The sequence below is a fragment of the Bradyrhizobium quebecense genome (assembly GCF_013373795.3).
GTDB classification, from domain to species: domain Bacteria; phylum Pseudomonadota; class Alphaproteobacteria; order Rhizobiales; family Xanthobacteraceae; genus Bradyrhizobium; species Bradyrhizobium quebecense.
This window is the reverse complement of record NZ_CP088022.1, coordinates 7413568-7433739: the sequence shown is the minus strand read 5'-3', so window position 1 is coordinate 7433739 and position 20172 is coordinate 7413568. Positions and strand designations below refer to the sequence as shown.

Annotated in this window: 22 protein-coding genes; 11 read left to right on the top strand and 11 right to left on the bottom strand. The window is 64.6% G+C overall.

Annotated features, from left to right (window positions below; genetic code table 11):
* Positions 1-106 precede the first annotated feature (106 nt).
* The 3 genes from HU230_RS35635 (at position 107) to HU230_RS35625 (ending at position 2910) form a co-directional block, all read left to right on the top strand.
* Positions 107-430, top strand: a complete 324-nt coding sequence (locus HU230_RS35635) for a hypothetical protein (RefSeq protein ID WP_176534183.1) — start codon at positions 107-109, stop codon at positions 428-430.
* Between the two features lie 149 nt (positions 431-579).
* Complete coding sequence (locus HU230_RS35630; protein WP_173639425.1) at positions 580-1527, top strand: AAA family ATPase; 948 nt, start codon at positions 580-582, stop codon at positions 1525-1527.
* Between the two features lie 6 nt (positions 1528-1533).
* On the top strand, positions 1534-2910 hold the full coding sequence (locus tag HU230_RS35625; RefSeq protein WP_176534184.1) for a vWA domain-containing protein: 1377 nt from the start codon (positions 1534-1536) through the stop codon (positions 2908-2910).
* A 111-nt stretch (positions 2911-3021) separates the two neighbouring features.
* Here the strand turns inward: HU230_RS35625 and HU230_RS35620 are convergent, their stop codons facing one another.
* Positions 3022-3549 carry a hypothetical protein gene (locus tag HU230_RS35620; protein WP_210284335.1) on the bottom strand — a complete coding sequence of 176 codons (528 nt, stop codon included), beginning with the start codon at positions 3547-3549 and terminating at the stop codon, positions 3022-3024.
* A 333-nt stretch (positions 3550-3882) separates the two neighbouring features.
* Between HU230_RS35620 and HU230_RS35615 the strand changes: the two genes are divergently transcribed.
* The 4 genes from HU230_RS35615 (at position 3883) to HU230_RS35600 (ending at position 10261) form a co-directional block, all read left to right on the top strand.
* The gene (locus HU230_RS35615; protein ID WP_176534185.1) at positions 3883-5103 is read left to right on the top strand and encodes a T6SS phospholipase effector Tle1-like catalytic domain-containing protein; all 1221 of its coding nucleotides are present in this window, start codon (positions 3883-3885) and stop codon (positions 5101-5103) included.
* 244 nt (positions 5104-5347) lie between these two features.
* Positions 5348-7216 carry a DNA helicase RecQ gene (recQ, locus tag HU230_RS35610; RefSeq protein ID WP_176534186.1) on the top strand — a complete coding sequence of 623 codons (1869 nt, stop codon included), beginning with the start codon at positions 5348-5350 and terminating at the stop codon, positions 7214-7216.
* Between the two features lie 271 nt (positions 7217-7487).
* Positions 7488-9236: a flavin-containing monooxygenase gene (locus HU230_RS35605; protein ID WP_176534187.1), complete on the top strand. Its 1749-nt coding sequence runs from the start codon at positions 7488-7490 to the stop codon at positions 9234-9236.
* Positions 9237-9319: 83 nt separating this feature from the next.
* Positions 9320-10261, top strand: a complete 942-nt coding sequence (locus tag HU230_RS35600) for a metallophosphoesterase (RefSeq protein WP_176534188.1) — start codon at positions 9320-9322, stop codon at positions 10259-10261.
* A 154-nt stretch (positions 10262-10415) separates the two neighbouring features.
* On the opposite strand, the gene HU230_RS35595 is transcribed toward HU230_RS35600, so the two are convergent.
* The 3 genes from HU230_RS35595 to HU230_RS35585 form a co-directional block, all read right to left on the bottom strand.
* On the bottom strand, positions 10416-11681 hold the full coding sequence (locus HU230_RS35595; protein WP_176534189.1) for a S1C family serine protease: 1266 nt from the start codon (positions 11679-11681) through the stop codon (positions 10416-10418).
* Positions 11682-11886: 205 nt separating this feature from the next.
* Positions 11887-12132, bottom strand: coding sequence for a hypothetical protein (locus HU230_RS35590; protein WP_224944263.1), 246 nt, complete (start codon positions 12130-12132; stop codon positions 11887-11889).
* 142 nt (positions 12133-12274) lie between these two features.
* A complete protein-coding gene (locus HU230_RS35585; RefSeq protein ID WP_176534190.1) occupies positions 12275-13288 on the bottom strand; it encodes a 1-aminocyclopropane-1-carboxylate deaminase in 1014 nt (337 codons plus the stop codon).
* Between the two features lie 161 nt (positions 13289-13449).
* On the opposite strand from HU230_RS35585, the gene HU230_RS35580 reads away from it, so the two are divergent.
* Entirely contained in the window at positions 13450-13914 is a 465-nt protein-coding gene (locus HU230_RS35580; RefSeq protein ID WP_176534191.1) for an Lrp/AsnC family transcriptional regulator, read from the top strand.
* A 20-nt stretch (positions 13915-13934) separates the two neighbouring features.
* On the opposite strand, the gene HU230_RS35575 is transcribed toward HU230_RS35580, so the two are convergent.
* Entirely contained in the window at positions 13935-14177 is a 243-nt protein-coding gene (locus tag HU230_RS35575) for a hypothetical protein (protein WP_176534192.1), read from the bottom strand.
* Positions 14178-14472: 295 nt separating this feature from the next.
* On the opposite strand from HU230_RS35575, the gene HU230_RS35570 reads away from it, so the two are divergent.
* Together HU230_RS35570 and HU230_RS35565 are read left to right on the top strand one after the other, a co-directional pair.
* Positions 14473-14679: a hypothetical protein gene (locus HU230_RS35570; RefSeq protein ID WP_176534193.1), complete on the top strand. Its 207-nt coding sequence runs from the start codon at positions 14473-14475 to the stop codon at positions 14677-14679.
* A gap of 326 nt (positions 14680-15005) precedes the next feature.
* The gene (locus HU230_RS35565; RefSeq protein WP_224943923.1) at positions 15006-16133 is read left to right on the top strand and encodes a LysM peptidoglycan-binding domain-containing protein; all 1128 of its coding nucleotides are present in this window, start codon (positions 15006-15008) and stop codon (positions 16131-16133) included.
* Positions 16134-16153: 20 nt separating this feature from the next.
* Here HU230_RS35565 and HU230_RS35560 read toward each other — a convergent pair whose 3' ends face one another.
* On the bottom strand, positions 16154-16534 hold the full coding sequence (locus tag HU230_RS35560; RefSeq protein ID WP_224943921.1) for a c-type cytochrome: 381 nt from the start codon (positions 16532-16534) through the stop codon (positions 16154-16156).
* Positions 16535-16685: 151 nt separating this feature from the next.
* On the opposite strand from HU230_RS35560, the gene HU230_RS35555 reads away from it, so the two are divergent.
* Positions 16686-17489: an NAD-dependent protein deacetylase gene (locus HU230_RS35555; protein ID WP_176534195.1), complete on the top strand. Its 804-nt coding sequence runs from the start codon at positions 16686-16688 to the stop codon at positions 17487-17489.
* 121 nt (positions 17490-17610) lie between these two features.
* On the opposite strand, the gene HU230_RS35550 is transcribed toward HU230_RS35555, so the two are convergent.
* The 5 genes from HU230_RS35550 to HU230_RS35530 form a co-directional block, all read right to left on the bottom strand.
* Positions 17611-17907 (bottom strand): hypothetical protein, encoded by a 297-nt coding sequence (locus tag HU230_RS35550; RefSeq protein WP_176534196.1) that lies wholly within the window; start codon positions 17905-17907, stop codon positions 17611-17613.
* Complete coding sequence (minE, locus tag HU230_RS35545) at positions 17904-18182, bottom strand: cell division topological specificity factor MinE (RefSeq protein ID WP_171948207.1); 279 nt, start codon at positions 18180-18182, stop codon at positions 17904-17906. The genes HU230_RS35550 and minE overlap by 4 nt, the downstream gene beginning before the upstream one ends.
* Entirely contained in the window at positions 18182-18997 is an 816-nt protein-coding gene (gene minD / locus HU230_RS35540; RefSeq protein ID WP_092122315.1) for a septum site-determining protein MinD, read from the bottom strand. The genes minE and minD overlap by 1 nt, the downstream gene beginning before the upstream one ends.
* Positions 18998-19018: 21 nt before the next feature.
* Positions 19019-19735, bottom strand: a complete 717-nt coding sequence (minC, locus tag HU230_RS35535; protein ID WP_176534197.1) for a septum site-determining protein MinC — start codon at positions 19733-19735, stop codon at positions 19019-19021.
* Positions 19736-19904: 169 nt separating this feature from the next.
* The gene (locus HU230_RS35530) at positions 19905-20156 is read right to left on the bottom strand and encodes a hypothetical protein (RefSeq protein WP_176534198.1); all 252 of its coding nucleotides are present in this window, start codon (positions 20154-20156) and stop codon (positions 19905-19907) included.
* Positions 20157-20172: the final 16 nt, after the last annotated feature.

Here is a 20172-nt window from a genome sequence, read left to right as displayed (position 1 = left end):
CGGCGCGACCGTGAAATCGCATCGTGATCCCATTCCTGGTCTGAGCATGACGTTTCCGGAAAGCCGACGTTCACTTCTCCGGATCATGCCCGCGGAGGCACACCCCATGAAACGTCTCGTCGTCGCCATGGTCTCGGCTGGTTCGCTGCTGGTCGCGGTCGCAGCGTTCGCGCAATCAACCTCACCCCCCGCACCGGCAGCAGCGCCGGCGGCGGCTCCCGCGCAAGAGAGCACGTCGGCGGCGGTGCCCGTGCCTGGCGCGAAGCGCGCGGCCTGCCAGAGCGCGGCGAAGGCGCTGAAGGGTCAAGACCGGCACGACCAGATGCAGCTCTGCATGGCGCAGGCGCATCTCGACTGCCTGAAGCAGGCGATCGACCAGAAGATCGTCGGCCCGCAGCGCAAGGATTTCGTGAAGAGCTGCGCGGGCTAAAAGCTGCCGCCTCCTCCGTATTGCGCTCGGCGGAATACCCCGGAACCATGCGCTAAGCCCATGCCTTTGCGGGCCAAACGAGCCTTGTGCTTTGCCCGCAACGGGAGCAGAACAGGTCCGAGTTCAAGGCAAATTCGGAGCTGATCCTCGTGGCTGACACCAGGCCAACCGCCTCGATCGAGGCCGTGGAAAGCGGCCTCGCCGCGCAAGGCTATATTGCGAGCCGGCAGATCGCGACTGCGGTCTACCTGTCGCAGCAGATCGAGAAACCGATCCTGGTCGAGGGCCCTGCCGGCGTCGGCAAGACCGAGCTTGCGAAGGCGATCGCCGCCTGGCGCGGCCTGAAGATGATCCGTCTGCAGTGCTATGAGGGCCTCGACGAGGCCAAGGCGCTGTATGAGTGGAAATATGCCAAGCAGCTGCTCTACACCCAGATCCTGAAGGACAAGCTCGGCGAGGTGCTCGGCGGCGCGCAGACGCTGGCTGCCGCGCTCGACCAGCTCCACACCTTCGGCGACGTGTTCTTCTCCAAGGAATTCGTCGAGCCGCGACCGCTGTTGCAGGCGCTGGAGCAGCCCGCCGGCTGCGTGCTCCTGATCGACGAGATCGACAAGTCGGACGCCGAATTCGAATCGCTGCTGCTGGAGATCCTCTCGGACTTCCAGGTCACGATCCCCGAGCTCGGCACCGTCTCCGCGGTGGCGCCGCCGACCGTGATCCTGACCTCGAACAGCGAGCGCGATCTCGGCGATGCCTTGAAGCGGCGCTGCCTGCATCTGCATATCGGCTTTCCCGAGCAGAAGCTGGAAGAGCGCATCGTCGAGAGCCGGGTGCCCGGCATCTCGCAGACGCTGCGCAAGCAGATGGTCGGCTTCATCCACGAGATCCGCTCGCTGGACCTGAAGAAGCTGCCCTCGGTCAGCGAGGCAATCGACTGGGCGCGCGTGCTGGTGCTGCTGCAAGCCAGCGAGCTCGACACCGAGATCGTCAAGGACACGCTCAACGTGCTCCTGAAATACGAGGCCGACATCGAGGCCGCGACGCCGCAGATTTCGTCCTTCATCGCCAAGGCGTCGCGCCAAGGCGTGTTCAGCTAGACCAAGATGCGCGAGAACCTGCATCGCTTCTTTCGTGCGGCGCGGGGAGCCGGGGTCCGGGTCTCGCCCGCGGAAAGCATCGATGCGATGCGGGCGGTCGCCCAGGTCGGCTTTGCCGACCGCGACATCCTGCGCGACACCTTTCTGCTGACGCTTGCCAAGACCCAGGACGAGAAGCGCTCGCTCGGCGAATGCTTTGATCTGTTCTTCAGCCAGCCCGAGCCGCAGCAGGAGACCGCCGAGCAGAACAAGACCGACGACAGCAGCGAATCCGGCGCCAACCCGCCGGCCGACGAGCATGGCGATGCGGCGGGCGACGCCGCCAGCGAGAATGTCGGACCGCTGGCGCAGATGCTGCTATCGCAGGATCGCGCCGCGATATCGACGGCGATCGCCAATGCCTCCGGCGCCGCCTCGCTGCCCGACATCCGCTACTTCACCCAGCGCGGCATCTTCCAGACCCGCATCCTCGATGCGATGGGCATCCAGCGCCTGCGCGACGATATCGACGAGCAGACCACGCGCAATCCGGCGCTCGCCGAGCGGCTGCAGGAGGCGCTCAACGGCCTGCGTGGCACGGTTCGCGACACGGTCTCGCAAGCTCTGCTGCTCTACGGGCGCGAAGAGACCGAAAATTTGCGCAACGAGATCCTGCGCAACGCCCCGCTGGCACGGATCGAGCCGCGCCAGGTCGAGCAGATGCGCGCACTGATCCGCCAGATCGCGCGCCGGCTGCGCGAGCGCTATTCCAAGCCGCGCAAGCGTCAGCGCCGCGGCCATCTCGACGTCCGCCGCACGCTGCGCCGGAACGCGGCCTGGGGCGGCGTGCCGTTCCTCACCGCGTGGAAGCGCAAGCATCGCGACCGGCCGAAGATCGTCGCCTTGTGCGACGTCTCCGGCTCCGTCGCCCGCGTCTCGGACTTCTTCCTGCTCCTGATCCACAGCCTGCACGAGGTCGTCGACGACGTCCGCTCCTTCGCCTTCTCGGGCCATTTGATCGAGGTCAGCGACATCCTGGAATCGAAATCGCCGGAAGAGGCGATGAAGGAGATCATGTCCAGGGTCGGTTTCGGCTCGTCCGACTACGGCAATTCCTTGGCCGATTTCGAGGACAATTGGATGAGCGCGATCACGCCGCAGACCACGGTGATCGTGCTCGGCGACGCCCGCAGCAACAATCTCGATCCGCGCGCCGACATCTTGCGCCGCATCGGCGAGCGTTCAAAGCGGTTGGTATGGCTCAACCCCGAAGGCCGCATGGTCTGGGGTTTTGGCGATTCCGAGATGCCGCGCTACGCAACCTTCTGCACCGTGGTGCGACAGTGCGCGACCGCGCAGCAGCTCGAGCGCGCCGTCTCCGACATCGTGGCGACCTATCAGTAGACCGCCAGCGCTTCAGAGCGTTTTCGAGCGAAGTGGACACCGGTTCGCGTGAGGAAAACGCGTCAAACAAAAATCTAGAGCTTCGGTTCTGATTCAATCAGAACCGAAGCTTTAGAGGCGAAGCGAGTCGCTGTGAAATTGCCATCCGACGAACGCAACCAGCGTCAGCGCGATCGAGGCAAAGATGCTGACGAGCTTGATCGTCGTGATCGCCTTCAGGATCGAGACGGAACGTGCCGCCGCATGCGGGTCGCCGTGCAGCAACAACCAGGCCAGCAAGCAATCCTCGATCAGGTCGCTGAGCAGATACACCGCCGGCACGACCAGGCCGAGCCACGCTGCAGTCGGATAGATCGGGTTGAGCCAGTATGATGACGCCGCGCCCATCGCGCCCGCCAGCGCCAGCATGACGATAAGATCGAGCGGGAACAGAATCGGGAAGACATATTTCATCCGGAGATCGGATTGCACCAGCTCGCCGAGCTGATCGCCGGTGTAACTCAGCGTCTTCTCCGGAAAGCGGGTCCGAAATCTGTTGGCGAATACGCGATCGGAGTAGCTGCCGACCCACCAGAACAGTCCGAACGCTATCACCACCAATCCCGCGAGAATGACCGTCACGAGAGCTTGGTGGCTCATTCCGATCCATTCCCGTCCAGGCTGAGGAAGCTGCGGAAAGCAGCAGGCAAGATGATCGCGCGCACCGGCGAAATCCTGAAGGGGAGAAAAATATCGACGCAATATCGCAATGTCTGGCGATGAGATTCCCACCTTTTCCAGAGTGTTGCAATTGAATTCTGCTGACCGCTGTGGAGTGCGCGCACGCGCGCCCGATGCCGGCCGCAGACTCCAGAAGGACGGTCGGCGGTCACACCGCGTACACAGAACCGTCTTCAATTGGAGATTGAATCGTCCCCGTGTTCTGCCGTACATTGAGGTCGCGAATTTTCACGGCGGCCGCGGGGGCAACGGATGCCGAAGGATATTGTGATTTGTTGCGACGGCACCGGCAACGAGATCGGCGCCAATATTTCCAACGTCCTGAAGCTGTTTCGCGTCGCCGACAAGGATGACCGGCAGCGGATCTACTATCATCCGGGTCTCGGCACGATCGGCCTGCAGAACAGCTGGGGCCACTTCAAGCAGGAGGTGCGCGGCCTTTTCGGGCTGGCCTTTGGCGCCGGTCTCGACGAGGACACGCTTGGCGCCTACCGGTTTTTGTGCCGGCTCTGGGAGCCCGGCGACCGGGTCTGGATGTTCGGTTTCAGCCGCGGCGCCTATACCGTGCGCACGCTGGCGGCCTTCGTCCATGTGATGGGCCTGTTGCCGGTCGACCAGCTCGACCTCGCCGGCTACGCCTTCGGCACCTACAAGAAGGCCAGCTCCGATGCCCAGAAGTCCGACGGGACGTTTGACCCTGCCCCGTTGAAGGAAGTCTGGCACTTCAGCCAGATCGCCGGCGGACGCAACATCGACATCGAGTTCGTCGGAGTCTGGGACACCGTGGCCTCGATCATCGTGCCGCGGCAGGACAACTTCCTGTTCGACATCCAGACGCTGCTGTTCACCCGCACCAATTCCAGTGTCAGGCGATTTCGCCAGGCGATCTCGATCGACGAACGCAGGCGCATGTTCCGCCTCAACCGCTGGATTGAGCCGCAGAAGTTCCGTTCCGATCCGTTCAATCCGGCGACGGAGGTGGAACAGGACATTCGCCAGGTCTGGTTCGCCGGCGTGCACTCAGACGTCGGCGGCGGCTATCCCGAGGACCAGAGCGGGCCGTCAAAATTTCCGCTGATCTGGATGCTCGCGCAGGCCGGGGCCGCCGGGCTGCACATGGATCAGGCGCTGATCGACCATCTCGCCTGGGGGATGCCGCTGCCGCCGCACAAGCACGACTATGTGCCGCCGAGCGCGACGGCCCCGCTGCACAATTCGCTTACCGCCGCCTGGGAAATCCTGGAATGGATTCCGAAGAGCGACAAATGGAAGGAATGGCCGGAGCGGAAATCCTTCCTCGGCTTCTATCTGCCGCGCGGCGAGCCGCGGCCGATACCGGAAGGGGCGGCCATCCACGCCTCGGTACTGGAGCGCATGGAGAAGGATTCGGCCTACCGGCCGATCAACCTGCCGAAGACCTACAAGGTCGAGCCAATGACGCCGCCACCGGCGCCGCCCGCTCCGACGGCCTGACGGCGTCGGAGTTCCCTATCTTGAGGCGCTTTTCTTCACGGGAAGCGGCATCCACTTCGCTCGAAAGCGCTTTGCGCATCGATCGGCAAGCTTGATCTGCGTGCGGTTGAGCTCAGCCGACCGCATCGGCGCGCGCGATGGCCGGCAGCCATTGCCTCAATTGAGTTTATCGCAGGACGGTGTATTAACACGTTTCGTTCCGGAATCGTTCGATCCGGGAACCCGAATCGCCCTCTCAGGGATCATGACCGCCCAACCAGCCCTCGATCATGCATCCGCTTCGCCTCGCGACGCGCGGTCCGTGCTCAGTTCCGTATTCGGCCTGTCGGGCTTCCGCGGCGCGCAGGAAAAGATCGTCCGCCACGTCACCAATGGCGGCAATTGCCTGGTGCTGATGCCGACCGGCGGTGGCAAGTCGTTGTGCTACCAGCTGCCGTCGCTGCTGCGCGACGGCTGCGGCATCGTGGTGTCGCCCTTGATTGCGCTGATGCGTGACCAGGTCGCGGGCCTCTCCGAGGCCGGCGTCAACGCCGCGGTGCTGAACTCGACGCTGTCCTATCAGGAAGCCTCCGAGGTCGAGCGCCGGCTGCTCGCTGGCGATCTCGATTTGCTCTATGTCGCGCCGGAACGGCTTCTGACGCCGCGCTGCCTCAATCTGCTCGGCCAGGCGCAGATCGCGCTGTTTGCGATCGACGAGGCGCATTGCGTCTCGCAATGGGGCCATGACTTCCGCCCGGAATATATCGGCCTGTCCGCACTCGCCGAGCGCTTCCCGAAAGTGCCGCGCATCGCGCTGACGGCAACCGCGGACGCGTTGACGCGAAAGGAGATCGCCGAGCGGCTGTCACTCACCGACGCGCCGGAGTTCGTCGCAAGCTTCGACCGCCCCAACATCCGCTACGAGATCGTCGACAAGCAGAACGCCACCACGCAGCTGAAATCCTTCATCAAGGAGCGGCATGCCGGCGACGCCGGCGTAGTCTATTGCCTGTCGCGCGCCAAGGTCGAGGATGTCGCGGCATCGCTGAGCGAGGCCGGCATTCCCGCGCTGCCCTATCACGCCGGGCTCGACGCCAGCGTGCGGGCCCGGCATCAGGACCGCTTCCTCAATGAGGACGGCATCGTGATCGTCGCCACGATTGCGTTCGGCATGGGCATCGACAAGCCCGACGTGCGCTTCGTTGCGCATCTCGATTTGCCGAAGAGCATCGAGGCCTATTACCAGGAGACCGGACGCGCCGGCCGCGACGGCAAGCCGTCGGCCGCGTGGATGGCCTATGGCCTCTCCGACATCGTGCAGCAGCGCCGCATGATCGACGAATCGACCGGCTCCGACGCCTTCAAGCGCGTCTCGATCGGCAAGCTTGACGCGCTGGTTGCGCTCGCCGAGACCGTGCATTGCCGGCGGCAGCGCCTGCTCGGCTATTTCGGCGAGACCCGCTCGGATGAAAGCTGCGGCAATTGTGACAACTGCCTGACGCCGCCGCGTGTCCGCGACGGCAAAGTGCCGGCGCAGAAGCTATTGTCCTGCGTCTATCGCACCGGGCAGCGCTTTGGCGCCATGCACCTGATCGACGTGCTGATCGGGCGGCTGACCGAACGCGTCAAGCAGTTCAACCACGACCAATTGTCGGTGTTCGGCATCGGCCGCGAGCTCAACGAGAAGCAATGGCGCGCGGTGCTGCGCCAGTTGGTGGCGATGGGCCATCTCCGCGCCGACAGCGACGCCTTCGGCGCGCTGAAGCTGACCGACAGCGCCCGCGGCGTGCTGAAGGGCGAGACCGCGGTGATGCTGCGTGAGCAACCGGAAGGCGCGCGCAACCGCGCGGTCCGCGGCAAGTCGCGCCGCGGCGAACTCGCGCCCGCGGCCGACAGTCCCGGCGGGGCCGTCAGCCCGGCGTTGCATGCCGCCCTGCGCGCCTGGCGCTCGGAAGTCGCACGCCAGCGCGGCGTGCCGGCCTATGTGGTGCTGCACGATTCGACCATCGACGGCATCGCCGCGATGCGTCCGGACACGCTGGGCGAACTGCGCAACATCGCCGGGATCGGCGACAAGAAGCTCGAGCATTACGGCGACGAGCTGATCCGGATCGTGAAGGCCAACGACGGCTGAACTTCGCGCCTAGCCTTAAATCAGTATAAGCGTACTGCATTGACTACGGTCGCAAGCTCCGCAGGGGCCGAGCACCTCCACGCAATCCTCGGCTGCATCGTCCCAACCTGCTCCGGATACCGCAGCGATCGGCGCCCAGGCATAGGAGCCATACCCGGCGGGGCAATGCATGCGCTTGCGGGCAGCGCCGCCCTCGCCCTAATCTTTCGGTCGTCGCGTCCAACGAGGCGCGGCCGAGACTTAACGACAAGATATAGGGAAGAGACGGGCCATGGCTCAGGAGAGCACCGCGCGCAAGGCTGCGCGTCCTGCCGAAAGTGGAACGTTCGACGCCGTCGTGATCGGCGCAGGGTTCGCCGGCATGTACATGCTGCATCGGCTGCGTGGGCTCGGGTTCACCGCGCGGGTCTATGAGGCCGGCGGCGGCGTCGGCGGCACCTGGTACTGGAATCGCTATCCTGGCGCGCGCTGCGACGTCGAAAGCCTGCAATACTCCTTCTCGTTCTCCGAGGAACTCGATCAGGACTGGAGCTGGTCGGAGAAATATTCTCCGCAGCCCGAAATTCTTGCTTACGCCAACCACGTCGCCGACCGCTTCGACCTGCGCAGCCAGATCGTGTTCGACACCCGCGTCACCGCGGCGACCTTCGACGAGCAGGCAGGCAACTGGCTGATCGAAACCGACCGCGGCGACCGGGTCACCGCCAAGTTCTGCATCATGGCGGTGGGCTGCCTGTCGGCGCCGAACCGACCCGCTTTCCCCGGGATGGCAGATTTCCGCGGGCCGATCTATCACACTGGCGAATGGCCGCATGAGGGTGTCGACTTCACCGGCTTGCGCGTCGGCGTCATCGGCACCGGCTCGTCCGCGATCCAGTCGATCCCGATCATCGCGCAGCAGGCGTCGGAGCTCACCGTGTTCCAGCGCACCGCGACCTGGTCGGTCCCGGCATGGAACGAACGGCTGTCGGCGGAGTATCTGAAGGAAGCCAAGGCGCATTATCCGGAGCTGCGCGCGAAAGCGCGAGCGCGCCCGACCGGCTTCTACTTTCAGTTCAACGCCCAGCCCGCCTTGCAGGCGAGCGAGCACGAGCGCGAGCGGCTCTATGAGGAAGCCTGGCAGCGCGGCGGCCTGCCCTTCCTCGGCGCGTTCGGCGACCTCCTGTTCGAGAAGGCCGCCAACGACACCATCGCCGATTTCGCGCGCGAGAAGATCCGCGGCATCGTCAAGGATCCCGCCACCGCCGAGCTGCTGTGCCCTCGAAACGTTTTCGGCTGCAAGCGGCTCTGCGTCGATACCAACTACTTCGAGACCTACAACCTGCCGCATGTGAAACTGGTCGACGTGTCGAACACACCGATCGAGCGCTTCACCACCGACGGCATCGTGGTCGACGGCACCGAACACAAATTCGACGCGATCGTCTCCGCCACCGGCTTTGCCGCCATGACGGGCTCGTTCGACAAGATCGCGATCACCGGCCGCGGCGGGCGGACGCTGGCCGAAAAATGGCGCGCTGGCCCGCGCGCCTATCTCGGCCTCGCCTCGGAGGGATTTCCGAACCTGTTCATGATCACTGGGCCCGGCAGCCCATCGGTGCTCGCGAGCATGATCCAGGCGATCGAGCAGCATGTCGACTGGCTGGCCGATTGCCTCGGTCACATGCGCGACATCGGCGCCGGCACGATCGAGGCGGTGCGCGACGACGAGGACGCCTGGGTCGCCCATGTCAACGACGTCTCCACGGTCTCGCTGCGCTCGACCTGCAGCTCCTGGTATGTCGGCGCCAACATTCCGGGCCGTCCCCGCGTATTCATGCCCTATATCGGCGGCTTCCCGATCTATGTGCAGAAATGCAATGAGGTGATGAATTCGGGCTATGACGGCTTCGTGCTGCAGGGTGGGCGCAAAGGCAACGCGCCGCCGCAGGTCCGCTTCACCGATCGCTGGCAGGTGCCGCTCGACATCGAGGTGATCTCGCCGGCAGCGGTCGCCGCCAAGCGCGTCCCCGTGGTCTGAACCTCAGCCGTATCGCCGCCGGGATTGCGCATGATAGTGTCGTTGCCGCCCCGCGTTTCGCATCGCGGGCCGCACGGGGGACGATGGCCGACACGGCATTGCAGGGATTGGTCGAGCGGATCGGCGCGGATCACGTCGTGCGCCGGCTTGGAATCGAGGCCGCGCATGAGAGGCAGCTGTTCGGCCAGGGCACACTCGTGTTCAACGTCGAGAACTGGAAGCTGGCGCCATGGGTCGTCGAGACTGCGCTCAAGCTGGCCGGCCTCCATGGCCGCGCGCGCCGCAACGCCGACCGGGTCGAGATCCGGCGCAATCTGGTGACATCGACGCGTCTGCCGGCGGCGTTTGACGGCTTCACCATCCTTCAGCTCAGCGATCTCCACGCCGACATCAGCCAAGGTGCGATGCGGCATCTGGCGGACATCGTCCGCTATGTCGCCTGCGACATCTGCGTCCTGACCGGCGATTATCGCGGCAAGACGTCTGGCCCGTTCGAGACCAGCCTCGCGCTGATGAAAGATCTCTGCGCGCGGATCAAGCTGCCGCTCTACGGCATCCTCGGCAATCATGACAGCATCCGCATGACGCCGGCGCTGGAAGCGATGGGCATCAGAATGCTGTTCAACGAGCAGGAGCCGATCACGCGCGATGGCGCGACGATCCATCTCGCCGGCATCGACGATGCGCATTTCTATCGCACCGACGACATTGCAAAGTCTGCCGCGGCGATCCCGCGCGATGCGTTCTCGATCCTGCTCGCGCATACGCCGGAATCCTATCGCGCGGCGGCCGCCGCCGGCTTCGACCTGATGCTGAGCGGCCATACCCATGGCGGCCAGCTCTGCCTGCCCGGCGGCATCGCCATCAAGCTCGAGGCGCGGCTGCCGCGCAGGATGGGCCGGGGCGCCTGGCGGTTCGGTGAACTTGCCGGCTACACATCGGCCGGCGCCGGCACCAGCCTTGCGCCGGTGCGGCTGAACTGCCCGGCCGAGATCACGGTGCATACGCTGCGCCGGCTCGGCTGATACGCGCCCGTACGTCGCAGGCGCGCACGGCCAAAATATCGAAAACAACCCCATGCAAAGTAGCCGGCGGCTGCCCAGACTTTCGCAGGGAATGACGTGTGGCCGATATGCGATCGCCCTGCCGTAAGGATGGGGAGAGGGAGTAGCGGAGGTCTCAATTGCCCTTCTTCGCGCTCGCGCTCTGCTCGTTCACCGTGCAGGTGATCAACAGGGTGTAGCCGCGCGCATCCTTGGCGATATCGGATGTCTCCTTCTTGGTCCCGTCGCGCCATTCGGCGGTCCGGTACATCACCGCGCTGTTGTCAAGGAAGTCGCGCAGCGCGCCGGTCTTGATGGCGAAGTTGATGTTTTCCGGGATCGATCCCGTGGCCCGCGCCATCCTGACCGCGTCGAGCTTCGCGGCCACCACGCCGACCACGGCGCCGCCGAGATCGAACAGCGGCCCACCGCTGTTGCCGGGCTGTACCGCGGCGCTGATCTGCAGATGACGCGTGTCGTTGAGGATGCCGCTCAGCGACGAAACGATGCCCGTGGTCACGGTGAAATCGGATGTCAGCAGGCCATGATAGGGGTAGCCGATCGCCACGACTCCGTCGCCAACCCTAATCGAGTTCTGCCGGATGCTCGCGACATCCTTGAACGGGGACGGCGCCTGCAGCAGCGCGAGATCGTTGGTCTCGTCGTCGGACACTAACCGCAATTTGACCGCCGCCGCACCGCTCAGATTGCCCGTGATCTCGCTGCAACCATCGACGACATGATGGTTGGTGACGACGTGGCCGCTATCGCTGACGACGAAGCCGGTGCCGGTGCCTGATCTCGCCTGCTTCGCGGGCGGCGCGTTGGGTGCAGCAGCCTGCTGCGGCGGCGCAGCCGCAGGCTTTGTCGCGACCGCGAACTCGCCGGCGTTGGAGACGCCGTTCTTCTTCACAGAGACCACGCAGTTGAGCAGCGCCGGCAGCAATTGCGCGGTCTGATTGAGATTGAACTGAAACAGTTGCCCCTGCGCGAACGCCGTCATCTGGCGCGCCTTGCGGAACTGATTGATCAGCGCCGAATTCACCGGCATCTCGACATTCACGAGCTTCTCGCCGAGCGGCATGCCGTAGACATTGAACGCGGGCTGGCCGTCAAAGGTCAGCGCAAGCGGAAAGGCTTCGCCCGGCGTCAGGCGCCAGCTCTCATGGGCAAAGCCGAGCCGCCAGCTGCCGTTGTTGCCGATCGCCACCATGAAGAAGATGCCGCTCTGGTATGTGCTCCCCGCCGAGCAATGCGTGAACGCACCGCTCTTGTCGTCGGTAAAGGCGCCGCCCTTCCAATTGCCGACCGTGATCGAACCGTAGGGACCGCGGGCGCTCGATGGAGTTGCGGACGCAAACAGCCATACGGCCACAACGGCCGCCCAGATCGCAACTCTCATGACATCCACTCCCCAGCCACAACCCCTTATAGGAGGCGGAGAAATTCATCCGCAAGTGGTGCGCGGCTTGGCCTTTGCTCCAGCGGCCACGCAATACCGCCGCGGATGAGGCGATCGCCACACCCTCAGGTTACAGATGGAATGTTCCTATTATGTTCCGAAGATGTCAACCTGGACATAGCCCAGCCGACGTGCCAGGCGGACGCTATTGCGGCTCCCGAACCGAGGACTCCGCCGGCGGATTTGGATTGCTGAACCAGTAGCGGGATGCGAAGGCATGCACGCCGACGCCGATCAGGAAGATGCCGGCATAGAGCTCGATCTCGCTGTTCATCGCCAGCAGGCGAGAGTGCGGCGCATGACCATGGCTCTGGTAAACCCAAAACCAATGCCCCACCGCGACGATGCCGACGCCGAGCGCGGCGATGGCTCGGCTGGCCGCATTCATCATCCTCACGCGAAGGTCTCCCGACTCGCCCGGCCTGGACAGGATATCGGGAGAAGCTGACGCCGACCTGACGCAGGACGGGCGGGACCTGTAGCCCGGATGCAGGGGTTCCATCCGGGCTACGAAATCGAAAACTCTGGTCGCCTCAGCCATTCCTGAATGCGTAGGCGTAGCCGTTGAGCGCCGGCGCGCCGCCGAGATGGGCGTAGAGCACCTTCGACCCGGCCGGGAAGAAACCCTTCTGCACCAGATCGATCATGCCCTGCATCGATTTCCCCTCGTAGACGGGGTCGGTGATCATGCCTTCCAGCCGTGCGCTGAGCCGGATCGCCGCCTTGGTCTCCTCCGACGGCACGCCATAGGCGGGATAGGCGTAGTCCTCGATCAGCACGACATCATCCTCGACGATGTCGCGGCCGAGTTCGACCAGCTTCGCGGTGTTCTGCGCGATCGACAGCACCTGTGCCTTGGTCTGCGCCGGCGTGAACGAACCATCGATGCCGATCACGTTGCGCGCGCGCCCGTCGGCGGCGAAGCCGACCAGCATGCCGGCATGGGTCGAGCCGGTCACCGTGCAGACGATGATGTAGTCGAACTTGACGCCGAGCTGACGCTCCTGCGCGCGCACCTCTTCGGCGAAGCCGACATAGCCGAGCCCGCCATATTTGTGCACGGAGGCGCCGGCCGGGATCGCGTAGGGCTTGCCGCCCGCCGCCTTCACTTCCTCGAGCGCCTGCTCCCAGCTCTTGCGAATGCCGATGTCAAAACCTTCGTCGACCAGGCGCACATCCGCGCCCATCACGCGGGAGAGCAGGATGTTGCCGACGCGGTCATAGACTGCGTCCTCATGCGGCACCCAGCTTTCCTGCACCAGCCGGCACTTCATGCCGATCTTGGCCGCGACCGCTGCTACCATGCGGGTGTGGTTGGATTGCACGCCGCCGATCGAGACCAGCGTGTCGGCGTTGGAGGCGATCGCGTCGGGGATGATGTATTCGAGCTTGCGCAGCTTGTTGCCGCCAAAGGCGAGCCCGGAATTGCAATCTTCGCGCTTGGCATAGAGCTCGACCTTGCCGCCGAGGTGCTTTGACAACCGATCGAGCTTCTCGATGGCGGTCGGCCCGAAGGTGAGCGGGTAGCGTGCGAACTTCTCCAGCATACTGGCATCCTCTTTGGTGGTCTGGAACGGCGGCCAGAACTATCACTACAGCCGCGAAAGGTGCTCTCTAAGTCAGGCCGCCTGATCGTCGAAGATTGCCGAATTCGCACCAGATGATATGTTTTCTCTCACATTACCGGCTAGCAATGAGAGATTCTTCCATGTCCGCCCGGCTCGACCGCATCGACCTCAAGATATTGAGATTGCTGCAAAAGAACGGCCGGCTCAGCAACGCCGAGCTGGCCGATCAGGTCGGCGTCAGCCCCGCCACCTGCCATCGCCGGACCCAGGTACTGTTCGACGAGGGCTTTCTCAGCGGCGTCCGCGCCATGGTGGCGCCGCGCAAGGTCGGCAAGGGCGCGCTGGTGATGGTCGGCGTCGTGCTCGACCGCTCGACGCCGGAGAGCTTTGCGAGCTTCGAGCAGGCGGTGGCGAAGCTGAAGTTCGTGCTCGACTGTCACCTCGTCGCCGGCGACTTCGATTATTTCCTCAAGATCCGCGTCGGCGACATGGAGGACTTCAACCGCATCCATGGCGACCAGCTGATCGCGCTGCCCGGTGTGCGGCAGACCCGCACCTTCTTCGTGATGAAGGAGGTGGTAGACAATGCGGAGCTCGAATTCTGAGCTGCGGCTCCGCTCGGCACCTACTTCGAAGCTTTGGCAATCTTGTGCGCGAGATGGCCGGTCTGATGGTCTCTGCGGAGTTGGCTCAGCGAGGTCTCGTTCAACGCAGCCAGGACATCGCTCAGCTTCTCGGTTTCGGGATAACCCGCCGCGAAACCTGGCCCGTAAACCTTACGCAAGGTGCGGAGCAGCGTGTTTCCGTGCTTGCCGCTGATTTCGCCATCCTTGTTGGGATGCCGGTGGTCGAGACCTGCCTTGCTCATGTTGCTCTCCCTTGTACCATTGGCTGGCAGCATCTGCCTGCGGAGATCAAATGGCAATTGAGGCCGCAAACGGCCGGGAACCCACCCAGCGCTCTCACCCATCCTTGGTCGAAGGCGAGTATTCGGTGGCTATTTGCGGCGTATTCGGTCAATGTAGCCAACGTGCTCCTGCGGACTCCGGAGAGGCCTGACGCGGCCATCGAAGCAGCAAGTCGCGTCCATACGGGAAGCCACAGCTCCATTGCGTCACAGCACAGTCCTGCGTGAGAGCACCCCCAACTGCAGAGGTGGACAGATGTCATATGCCTACAAGCTGAATGAAGACGTTCACCACCGGGCCCAGGGGCCGCAAGGTCGTGCCGAGGCCGATGAGCCGGCGGTCTACACTATCATTCAACGCATGCCGATTGAAGCCGACGGGCGGCTTCGGTACCGGATCAGAAGCAAGGCAGGCAATATCGAGCGCGTGGTGACGGAAGAACAGCTGTCGTATTCGCAATAGGCAACGGCGCCGCCGTCGAAGATCGGCGCAGGCCATCTGCCGCGGACCGCGAGCGAGCGTCCAGCGAAGATTTACCTGTAAGTCTGAGCAGGAAATCAACCCGGCCACGGTTGTTGCGCGCGCACCGGTGGCGGACCATGCGGCGCCGGAGTTCTGAGCCAGACGCGATCCCCAACAGCTGCTGCGTCGGCCAGCCTGCCCGAGAGGAGTAGTCCTTTCATTCGGCTTGATGGGCCGCGCAAATCGGCGCAGTCTCTCCTGGACTCCCCACAGGGCCGCAGGGTCGCGCGCGGATGCGCGGGTCGATTCATCCGGGGATGACAGTCATGAACGTCACGGCGATGAGACTGGCCATACCGTTGCTGGCACTTGCGGCCGGCGGCACAGCTGCGTTCATCTTCGGCATCCACCAAACCCAGCAGATCCTGGGCGTGAACACGCGCTTGATGGCGCCAGCGGCTCCCGCGCAGGACCAGGACAAGACTGCGCTGGCAAAGGCGCAGACCGAGACCGCGGCGCTGGCCAACGTGTTGGCAGGACCGTCGCCAACGCCGGGCGGCAACGCGGTGCCGGAGTTCGACGTCGTCAACATCGAGCCGACCGGCGAGACCGTTGTCGCCGGCCGGGCGCTCCCTGGCGCGACGGTGGAATTGCTGCGCAATGGCGAGGTGCACGATCGCGCCGTCGCAGACAAGTCCGGCCAGTTCGTCATGGTGCCGCGCCCGCTTCCGCCGGGAAACTATGACCTCACCCTGCGCATCACGCATGACGGCAAGCCAGTGACCTCCAAGCAGAGCGTGGCAGTGGCGCTCGACGCTGCGGCCAGCGAGCGGCCGATGGTGGCGCTGATGGCGCCGGACAGGCCGATCCGCGTGCTGTCGCAACCTGCGGCGGCGACGCACGGGAAGGTGGCTGTCGAGGCCGTCGAGACCGATCCGGGCGGCAAGCTCCATGTCAGCGCTCAGGCAACTCCCGGCGCGACGGTCAAGCTCTATCTCAACGACAGCTTGATCACATCCGCGACGGCCGACGCGGCGGGGCACCTCTCGGTCACGATCAACAAGGGCGTAATGACCGGCGACTATCGGATCCGGCTTGACGACGTCGACCTTGGCTCCGGCAAGGTCCGCGCGCGCGCCGAGGTGCCGTTCAACGTTCCGGACACCACGACGACCGCATCGATCACGACATCTGCGGCGGCGTCCGGCCGTACGGGTGTGACCACGCCGCAACTCGCGGCGGCAACCACCACCGCATTGAGCTCACCTTCCGCGGTGGTCGTGCCGAAGATCACCACGACCACCGTGGCCCGCGGCGACAGCCTGTGGCGGATCAGCCAGCGCGCATTGGGTGCCGGGCAGCGCTACGCGGTGATCTATCGCGCCAACATGCAGCAGATCCGCAATCCCAATTTGATCTATCCCGGCCAGGTGTTCGTCCTGCCGGCTCGTTGAGGCCGGCATTCCGCCAACGCTCACTTGCCGGAGGGTTTCAGGAAGGCCACGATCTTGGCGCGATCCTCCGCCGAGCGAACGCCGGTATACGGCTTCATGCCGTTGCCGGACACCACGGCTTCCGGATCCTCGATGAAGTGCAGCAGCGTGCGCTCATCCCAGACGATGTCGGATGATTTCATCGCCTCCGAATACGGAAAGTTCGCGACCGATCCGGCCTTGCGGCCGATGATGTTGTGCAGGTTCGGGCCGACGCGGTTATCGCCGTCCTTGACGGTGTGGCAGGTGCGGCAGGAATTGTTGAATGCCTGCTCGCCGGACACGCCCGCATCCTGGCCATGGGACGGTGACAGCGGCAGGGACATCAGCCCGCAAACGACGACAATGAATCCCGGCCGCATCAGTCTCTTCCTCGGCAATTGCGCTAAGCAAGACAGTTTGCAACACCCTGCCCCGGCCGCCATGCCGTCAACGCAGAGGCCACGCGAAAGGTCCTCATCTGGCAGGCCCCACATCTGGCGCAGGCATGCCCGCCACACTAGATGTGCTGCCATGCAGCACCCCGCCCTTGAGGATTTCGTCACCGGTCACCAGCGCCTGTTTGTCCTGACCGGGGCCGGCTGCAGCACCAATTCCGGCATTCCCGACTATCGCGACAGCGACGGCAACTGGAAGCGGACGCGGCCGGTCACGATCCAGGCATTCCTGGGTGAGGCGGCGACGCGGCAGCGCTACTGGGCGCGCAGCATGGTCGGCTGGCGGCGGTTCGGCCGCGCGGCGCCAAACGGCGCGCATCGCGCACTGGCGAAGCTCGAACAACAAGGCCGCTGCGAGCTGCTCTTGACGCAGAATGTCGACCGGCTGCACCAGGCCGCAGGCAGCCAGCGCGTGATCGACCTGCACGGCCGGCTCGATGTGGTGCGCTGCCTCGGCTGCGGCGCGACGACGCCCCGCGAGCAGTTTCAGAGCGAGCTGGCGCGGCTGAATCCCGCCTGGCTCACGCTCGATGCCGGCGATGCCCCTGACGGCGATGCCGATCTCGAGCAGGATTTTTCGTCGTTCGTGGTGCCGGCCTGCGAGGCCTGCGGCGGCGTGCTGAAACCCGACGTGGTGTTCTTCGGCGAGAACGTGCCGCGCGATACCGTCGCGTCGGCGCAGGCGCATCTCGAACAGGCCGACGCTCTGTTGATCGTCGGCTCCTCGCTGATGGTCTATTCCGGCTTTCGCTTCGTCCGGATGGCGGAGCAGCGCGGCTTGCCGATCGCCGCCGTCAATCTCGGCCGCACCCGCGCCGACGAGTTGCTCACGCTCAAGATCGAGGACCAGTGCGAGGCGGCGCTGGCGTTTTTGCTGTAGGGCGCCGCACGCTCCACGTCATTGCGAGGAGCGACAGCGACGAAGCAACCCATCGTTCCGCATATGCGGAGAAATAGATTGCTTCGCTTCGCTCGCAATGACGACGGGATAAACTATCCCGTCACGCGCGATGGCGCTGCGACTTGGCCATCGGCATGTTGGCGTTCCAGTGCGTCCAGGTGACGCTGGCGAGGCTACCCCGGTCCGTTGCCAACGGACGACGCGTGCGGCGCTCGTACTCCGCGATGCAGCGCCCGGATTCGCCGATCTTGCGCTGCAATTCGTCGATCGTCATCTGCGTCGCGCGGCCGCAATTGGCCTTGCCGAGCTGATCGACCTCGATCGCCTTCAACGCCGCACGCAGCTTCTTCAGCTGCGCGCGCTGCCAGGCAATGTGACTGTTGCTGTCTGCTGTCATGTGGCCGCCACCATCTTTGATCGTTGCACGCCGTTGGGAACCTCGATGTCGACTTCCAGCATCGAGACGAACTTGCCCCGGTCCATCCGGACCACGACCTTGTCGGGATCGACGTCGATATGCTTGGAGACCACGCCCAGGATTTCCGAGCGGAGCATCTCCAGAAGGTCCGGCGTGCCGGTCCGGCCGCGCTCATGCGAAAGCAGGATCTGCAACCGCTCCCGCGCGACGGGCGCCGATGCAGAGCGGCCGCCGAACAGCCGCATTACGTTCATCATGCCGCCCTCCGTCGCAGCAACCGGTCCATCAGCCCCTTGCGCTCGACCGGCACGGTCATCTCCACCGCTTCGCCCATCAGGCGCCGCACCGCGTCGGTATAGGCCCGCGCCGGCGCGCTGCTCGCAGCGTTCAGCGTGACCGGGCAGCCGACATTGGAGGCGCGCAACACGTCCTGGCTTTCCGGGACGATGCCGAGCAGCGGTGTGGCAAGGATTTCCAGGATATCGTCGATCGACAGCATCTCGCCGCGCGCGGCACGCGCGCTGTCGTAGCGGGTGACCAGCAGATGCTTCTCGACCCGCTCGCCACGCTCGGCGCGGGCGGTCTTGGAATCCAGCATGCCGATGATGCGGTCGGAATCGCGTACCGACGAAACTTCCGGATTGGTGACGATGATGGCCTCGTCGGCGTAGCGCATCGCGAGCGTCGCGCCGCGTTCGATGCCGGCCGGGCTGTCGCACAGGATCCAGTCGAACTTGGTCTTGAGGTCGGCGATCACGCGCTTGACGCCTTCCTCGGTCAGCGCGTCCTTGTCGCGGGTCTGCGACGCCGGCAGCAGCCAGAGATTTTCCAGCCGCTTGTCGCGGATCAGCGCCTGCGGCAGCTTGGCGACGCCCTGCACCACATTGATGAGGTCGAACACGACCCGCCGCTCCGCGCCCATCACCAAATCGAGGTTACGCAGGCCGACGTCGAAATCGATGACGACGACGTTCTGGCCCATTTGCGCGAGCGCCGCGCCAAGCGCGGCGGTGGAGGTCGTCTTGCCGACCCCGCCCTTCCCAGACGTCACGACCAATACCTTGGCCATTCTCTCTCTCCTTGTGGTCGATCAGTTCAAAGCTGTGATGCGCAGCATTTCGCCCTCGAGCCACGCCTGGGCGGGCCGGTTGCGCAAGCTGTCGGCGATTTCATCTGCGGTCTGGTAGTAGCCGTCGATGGCGAGCAGTTCGGCCTCGATCTTCTGGCAGAAGATCCGCGCCGCCGAATTGCCGTTGATGCCGGCCATCGCGCGGCCGCGCAGCGTGCCGTAGACATGGATCGAGCCGCCGGCGACGATCTCGGCGCCGGAGCCGACCGAGCCGAGCACGGTGACATCGCCCTCGGCGAACACGATCGACTGGCCGGAACGCACCGGGCTCTCCAGCAGCAGCGACGGCAGCTTGGTCTTGTCCTTGTCTTTGTTCTCTTCCTGCGCCGGCGGCGTCTTCGGCTCGACATGAGTAATTGCGCAGGCCCGGCCGCCGGTCAGAAGCGGCGGCAGGTTGGCGCCGAGCTTGGATTCGTCGACACCTTCGATGCCGAGAATGCGGATATTGCGCTCAGCGAGGCTGCCGACCAGATGCGCGATCGCGGCCTGGCTGAGGTCGACCGCCGAGAGGTCGAGCACCACAGGCTTGCCGGCGAAGAAGCCCGGCGACTTCCCCAGCGTCGCGTCGATCTCGGCGAGCCAGGACACCACGGGCACGACGGGCGAGAAAACGAACGCAACATAGGAACGGCCGCGCATGCGGACCTGCTGACGTGCCACCTGTTGAGTTGCGTCCATCGCCTCTGACTCGGTTCTCTTGTCGAATGGTTAACAATCGGACCGCATGGTTAATCAAAGGTTAACGGAAGGAGGTGTTTTCACGGATTTGCGAGGACTGCTCCTCCGGCAACCGCTGTTGGCTGCGACCTGTTGCCTGGACGCATGATTCTGGGACCGGCGGCGCGGATCACCGCCGCGACGACGGCGATCGCTCGGCCTGCACCGATGCATCGAACACCGCGCGGCATGATGGGCTGAGCTGCTCGACCTGCGCCGCCATGCAATCCCTGATCCGGCCGCGATCCGGAATGTAGGCGCCGCACAGGCGGACCGCGTCACCCATGCAGGCTTGACGCTGCATCGATTCGTTCAGTCCGGACTGGGCCAACGCGGGCGCGATGGTTGCGCCGAGAAGCACGAGGGCAAGACGAAGTTTCATGGTTCACTCTCTCACT

What these genes read in the sequence shown, in the direction of transcription:
- HU230_RS35620 (WP_210284335.1), bottom strand. Translation starts at nt 3,549, where the DNA reads ATGAGCCACCAAGCTCTCGTGACGGTCATTCTCGCGGGATTGGTGGTG.
- HU230_RS35575 (WP_176534192.1), bottom strand. Translation starts at nt 14,177, where the DNA reads ATGAGCAAGGCAGGTCTCGACCACCGGCATCCCAACAAGGATGGCGAA.
- minD (WP_092122315.1), bottom strand. Translation starts at nt 18,997, where the DNA reads ATGGCCAAGGTATTGGTCGTGACGTCTGGGAAGGGCGGGGTCGGCAAG.
- HU230_RS35595 (WP_176534189.1), bottom strand. Translation starts at nt 11,681, where the DNA reads ATGAGAGTTGCGATCTGGGCGGCCGTTGTGGCCGTATGGCTGTTTGCG.
- HU230_RS35555 (WP_176534195.1), top strand. Translation starts at nt 16,686, where the DNA reads ATGCAGCACCCCGCCCTTGAGGATTTCGTCACCGGTCACCAGCGCCTG.
- recQ (WP_176534186.1), top strand. Translation starts at nt 5,348, where the DNA reads ATGACCGCCCAACCAGCCCTCGATCATGCATCCGCTTCGCCTCGCGAC.
- HU230_RS35600 (WP_176534188.1), top strand. Translation starts at nt 9,320, where the DNA reads ATGGCCGACACGGCATTGCAGGGATTGGTCGAGCGGATCGGCGCGGAT.
- HU230_RS35550 (WP_176534196.1), bottom strand. Translation starts at nt 17,907, where the DNA reads ATGACAGCAGACAGCAACAGTCACATTGCCTGGCAGCGCGCGCAGCTG.
- HU230_RS35605 (WP_176534187.1), top strand. Translation starts at nt 7,488, where the DNA reads ATGGCTCAGGAGAGCACCGCGCGCAAGGCTGCGCGTCCTGCCGAAAGT.
- HU230_RS35635 (WP_176534183.1), top strand. Translation starts at nt 107, where the DNA reads ATGAAACGTCTCGTCGTCGCCATGGTCTCGGCTGGTTCGCTGCTGGTC.
- HU230_RS35560 (WP_224943921.1), bottom strand. Translation starts at nt 16,534, where the DNA reads ATGCGGCCGGGATTCATTGTCGTCGTTTGCGGGCTGATGTCCCTGCCG.
- minC (WP_176534197.1), bottom strand. Translation starts at nt 19,735, where the DNA reads ATGGACGCAACTCAACAGGTGGCACGTCAGCAGGTCCGCATGCGCGGC.
- HU230_RS35585 (WP_176534190.1), bottom strand. Translation starts at nt 13,288, where the DNA reads ATGCTGGAGAAGTTCGCACGCTACCCGCTCACCTTCGGGCCGACCGCC.
- HU230_RS35580 (WP_176534191.1), top strand. Translation starts at nt 13,450, where the DNA reads ATGTCCGCCCGGCTCGACCGCATCGACCTCAAGATATTGAGATTGCTG.
- HU230_RS35615 (WP_176534185.1), top strand. Translation starts at nt 3,883, where the DNA reads ATGCCGAAGGATATTGTGATTTGTTGCGACGGCACCGGCAACGAGATC.
- HU230_RS35530 (WP_176534198.1), bottom strand. Translation starts at nt 20,156, where the DNA reads ATGAAACTTCGTCTTGCCCTCGTGCTTCTCGGCGCAACCATCGCGCCC.
- minE (WP_171948207.1), bottom strand. Translation starts at nt 18,182, where the DNA reads ATGAACGTAATGCGGCTGTTCGGCGGCCGCTCTGCATCGGCGCCCGTC.
- HU230_RS35625 (WP_176534184.1), top strand. Translation starts at nt 1,534, where the DNA reads ATGCGCGAGAACCTGCATCGCTTCTTTCGTGCGGCGCGGGGAGCCGGG.
- HU230_RS35590 (WP_224944263.1), bottom strand. Translation starts at nt 12,132, where the DNA reads ATGATGAATGCGGCCAGCCGAGCCATCGCCGCGCTCGGCGTCGGCATC.
- HU230_RS35570 (WP_176534193.1), top strand. Translation starts at nt 14,473, where the DNA reads ATGTCATATGCCTACAAGCTGAATGAAGACGTTCACCACCGGGCCCAG.
- HU230_RS35565 (WP_224943923.1), top strand. Translation starts at nt 15,006, where the DNA reads ATGAACGTCACGGCGATGAGACTGGCCATACCGTTGCTGGCACTTGCG.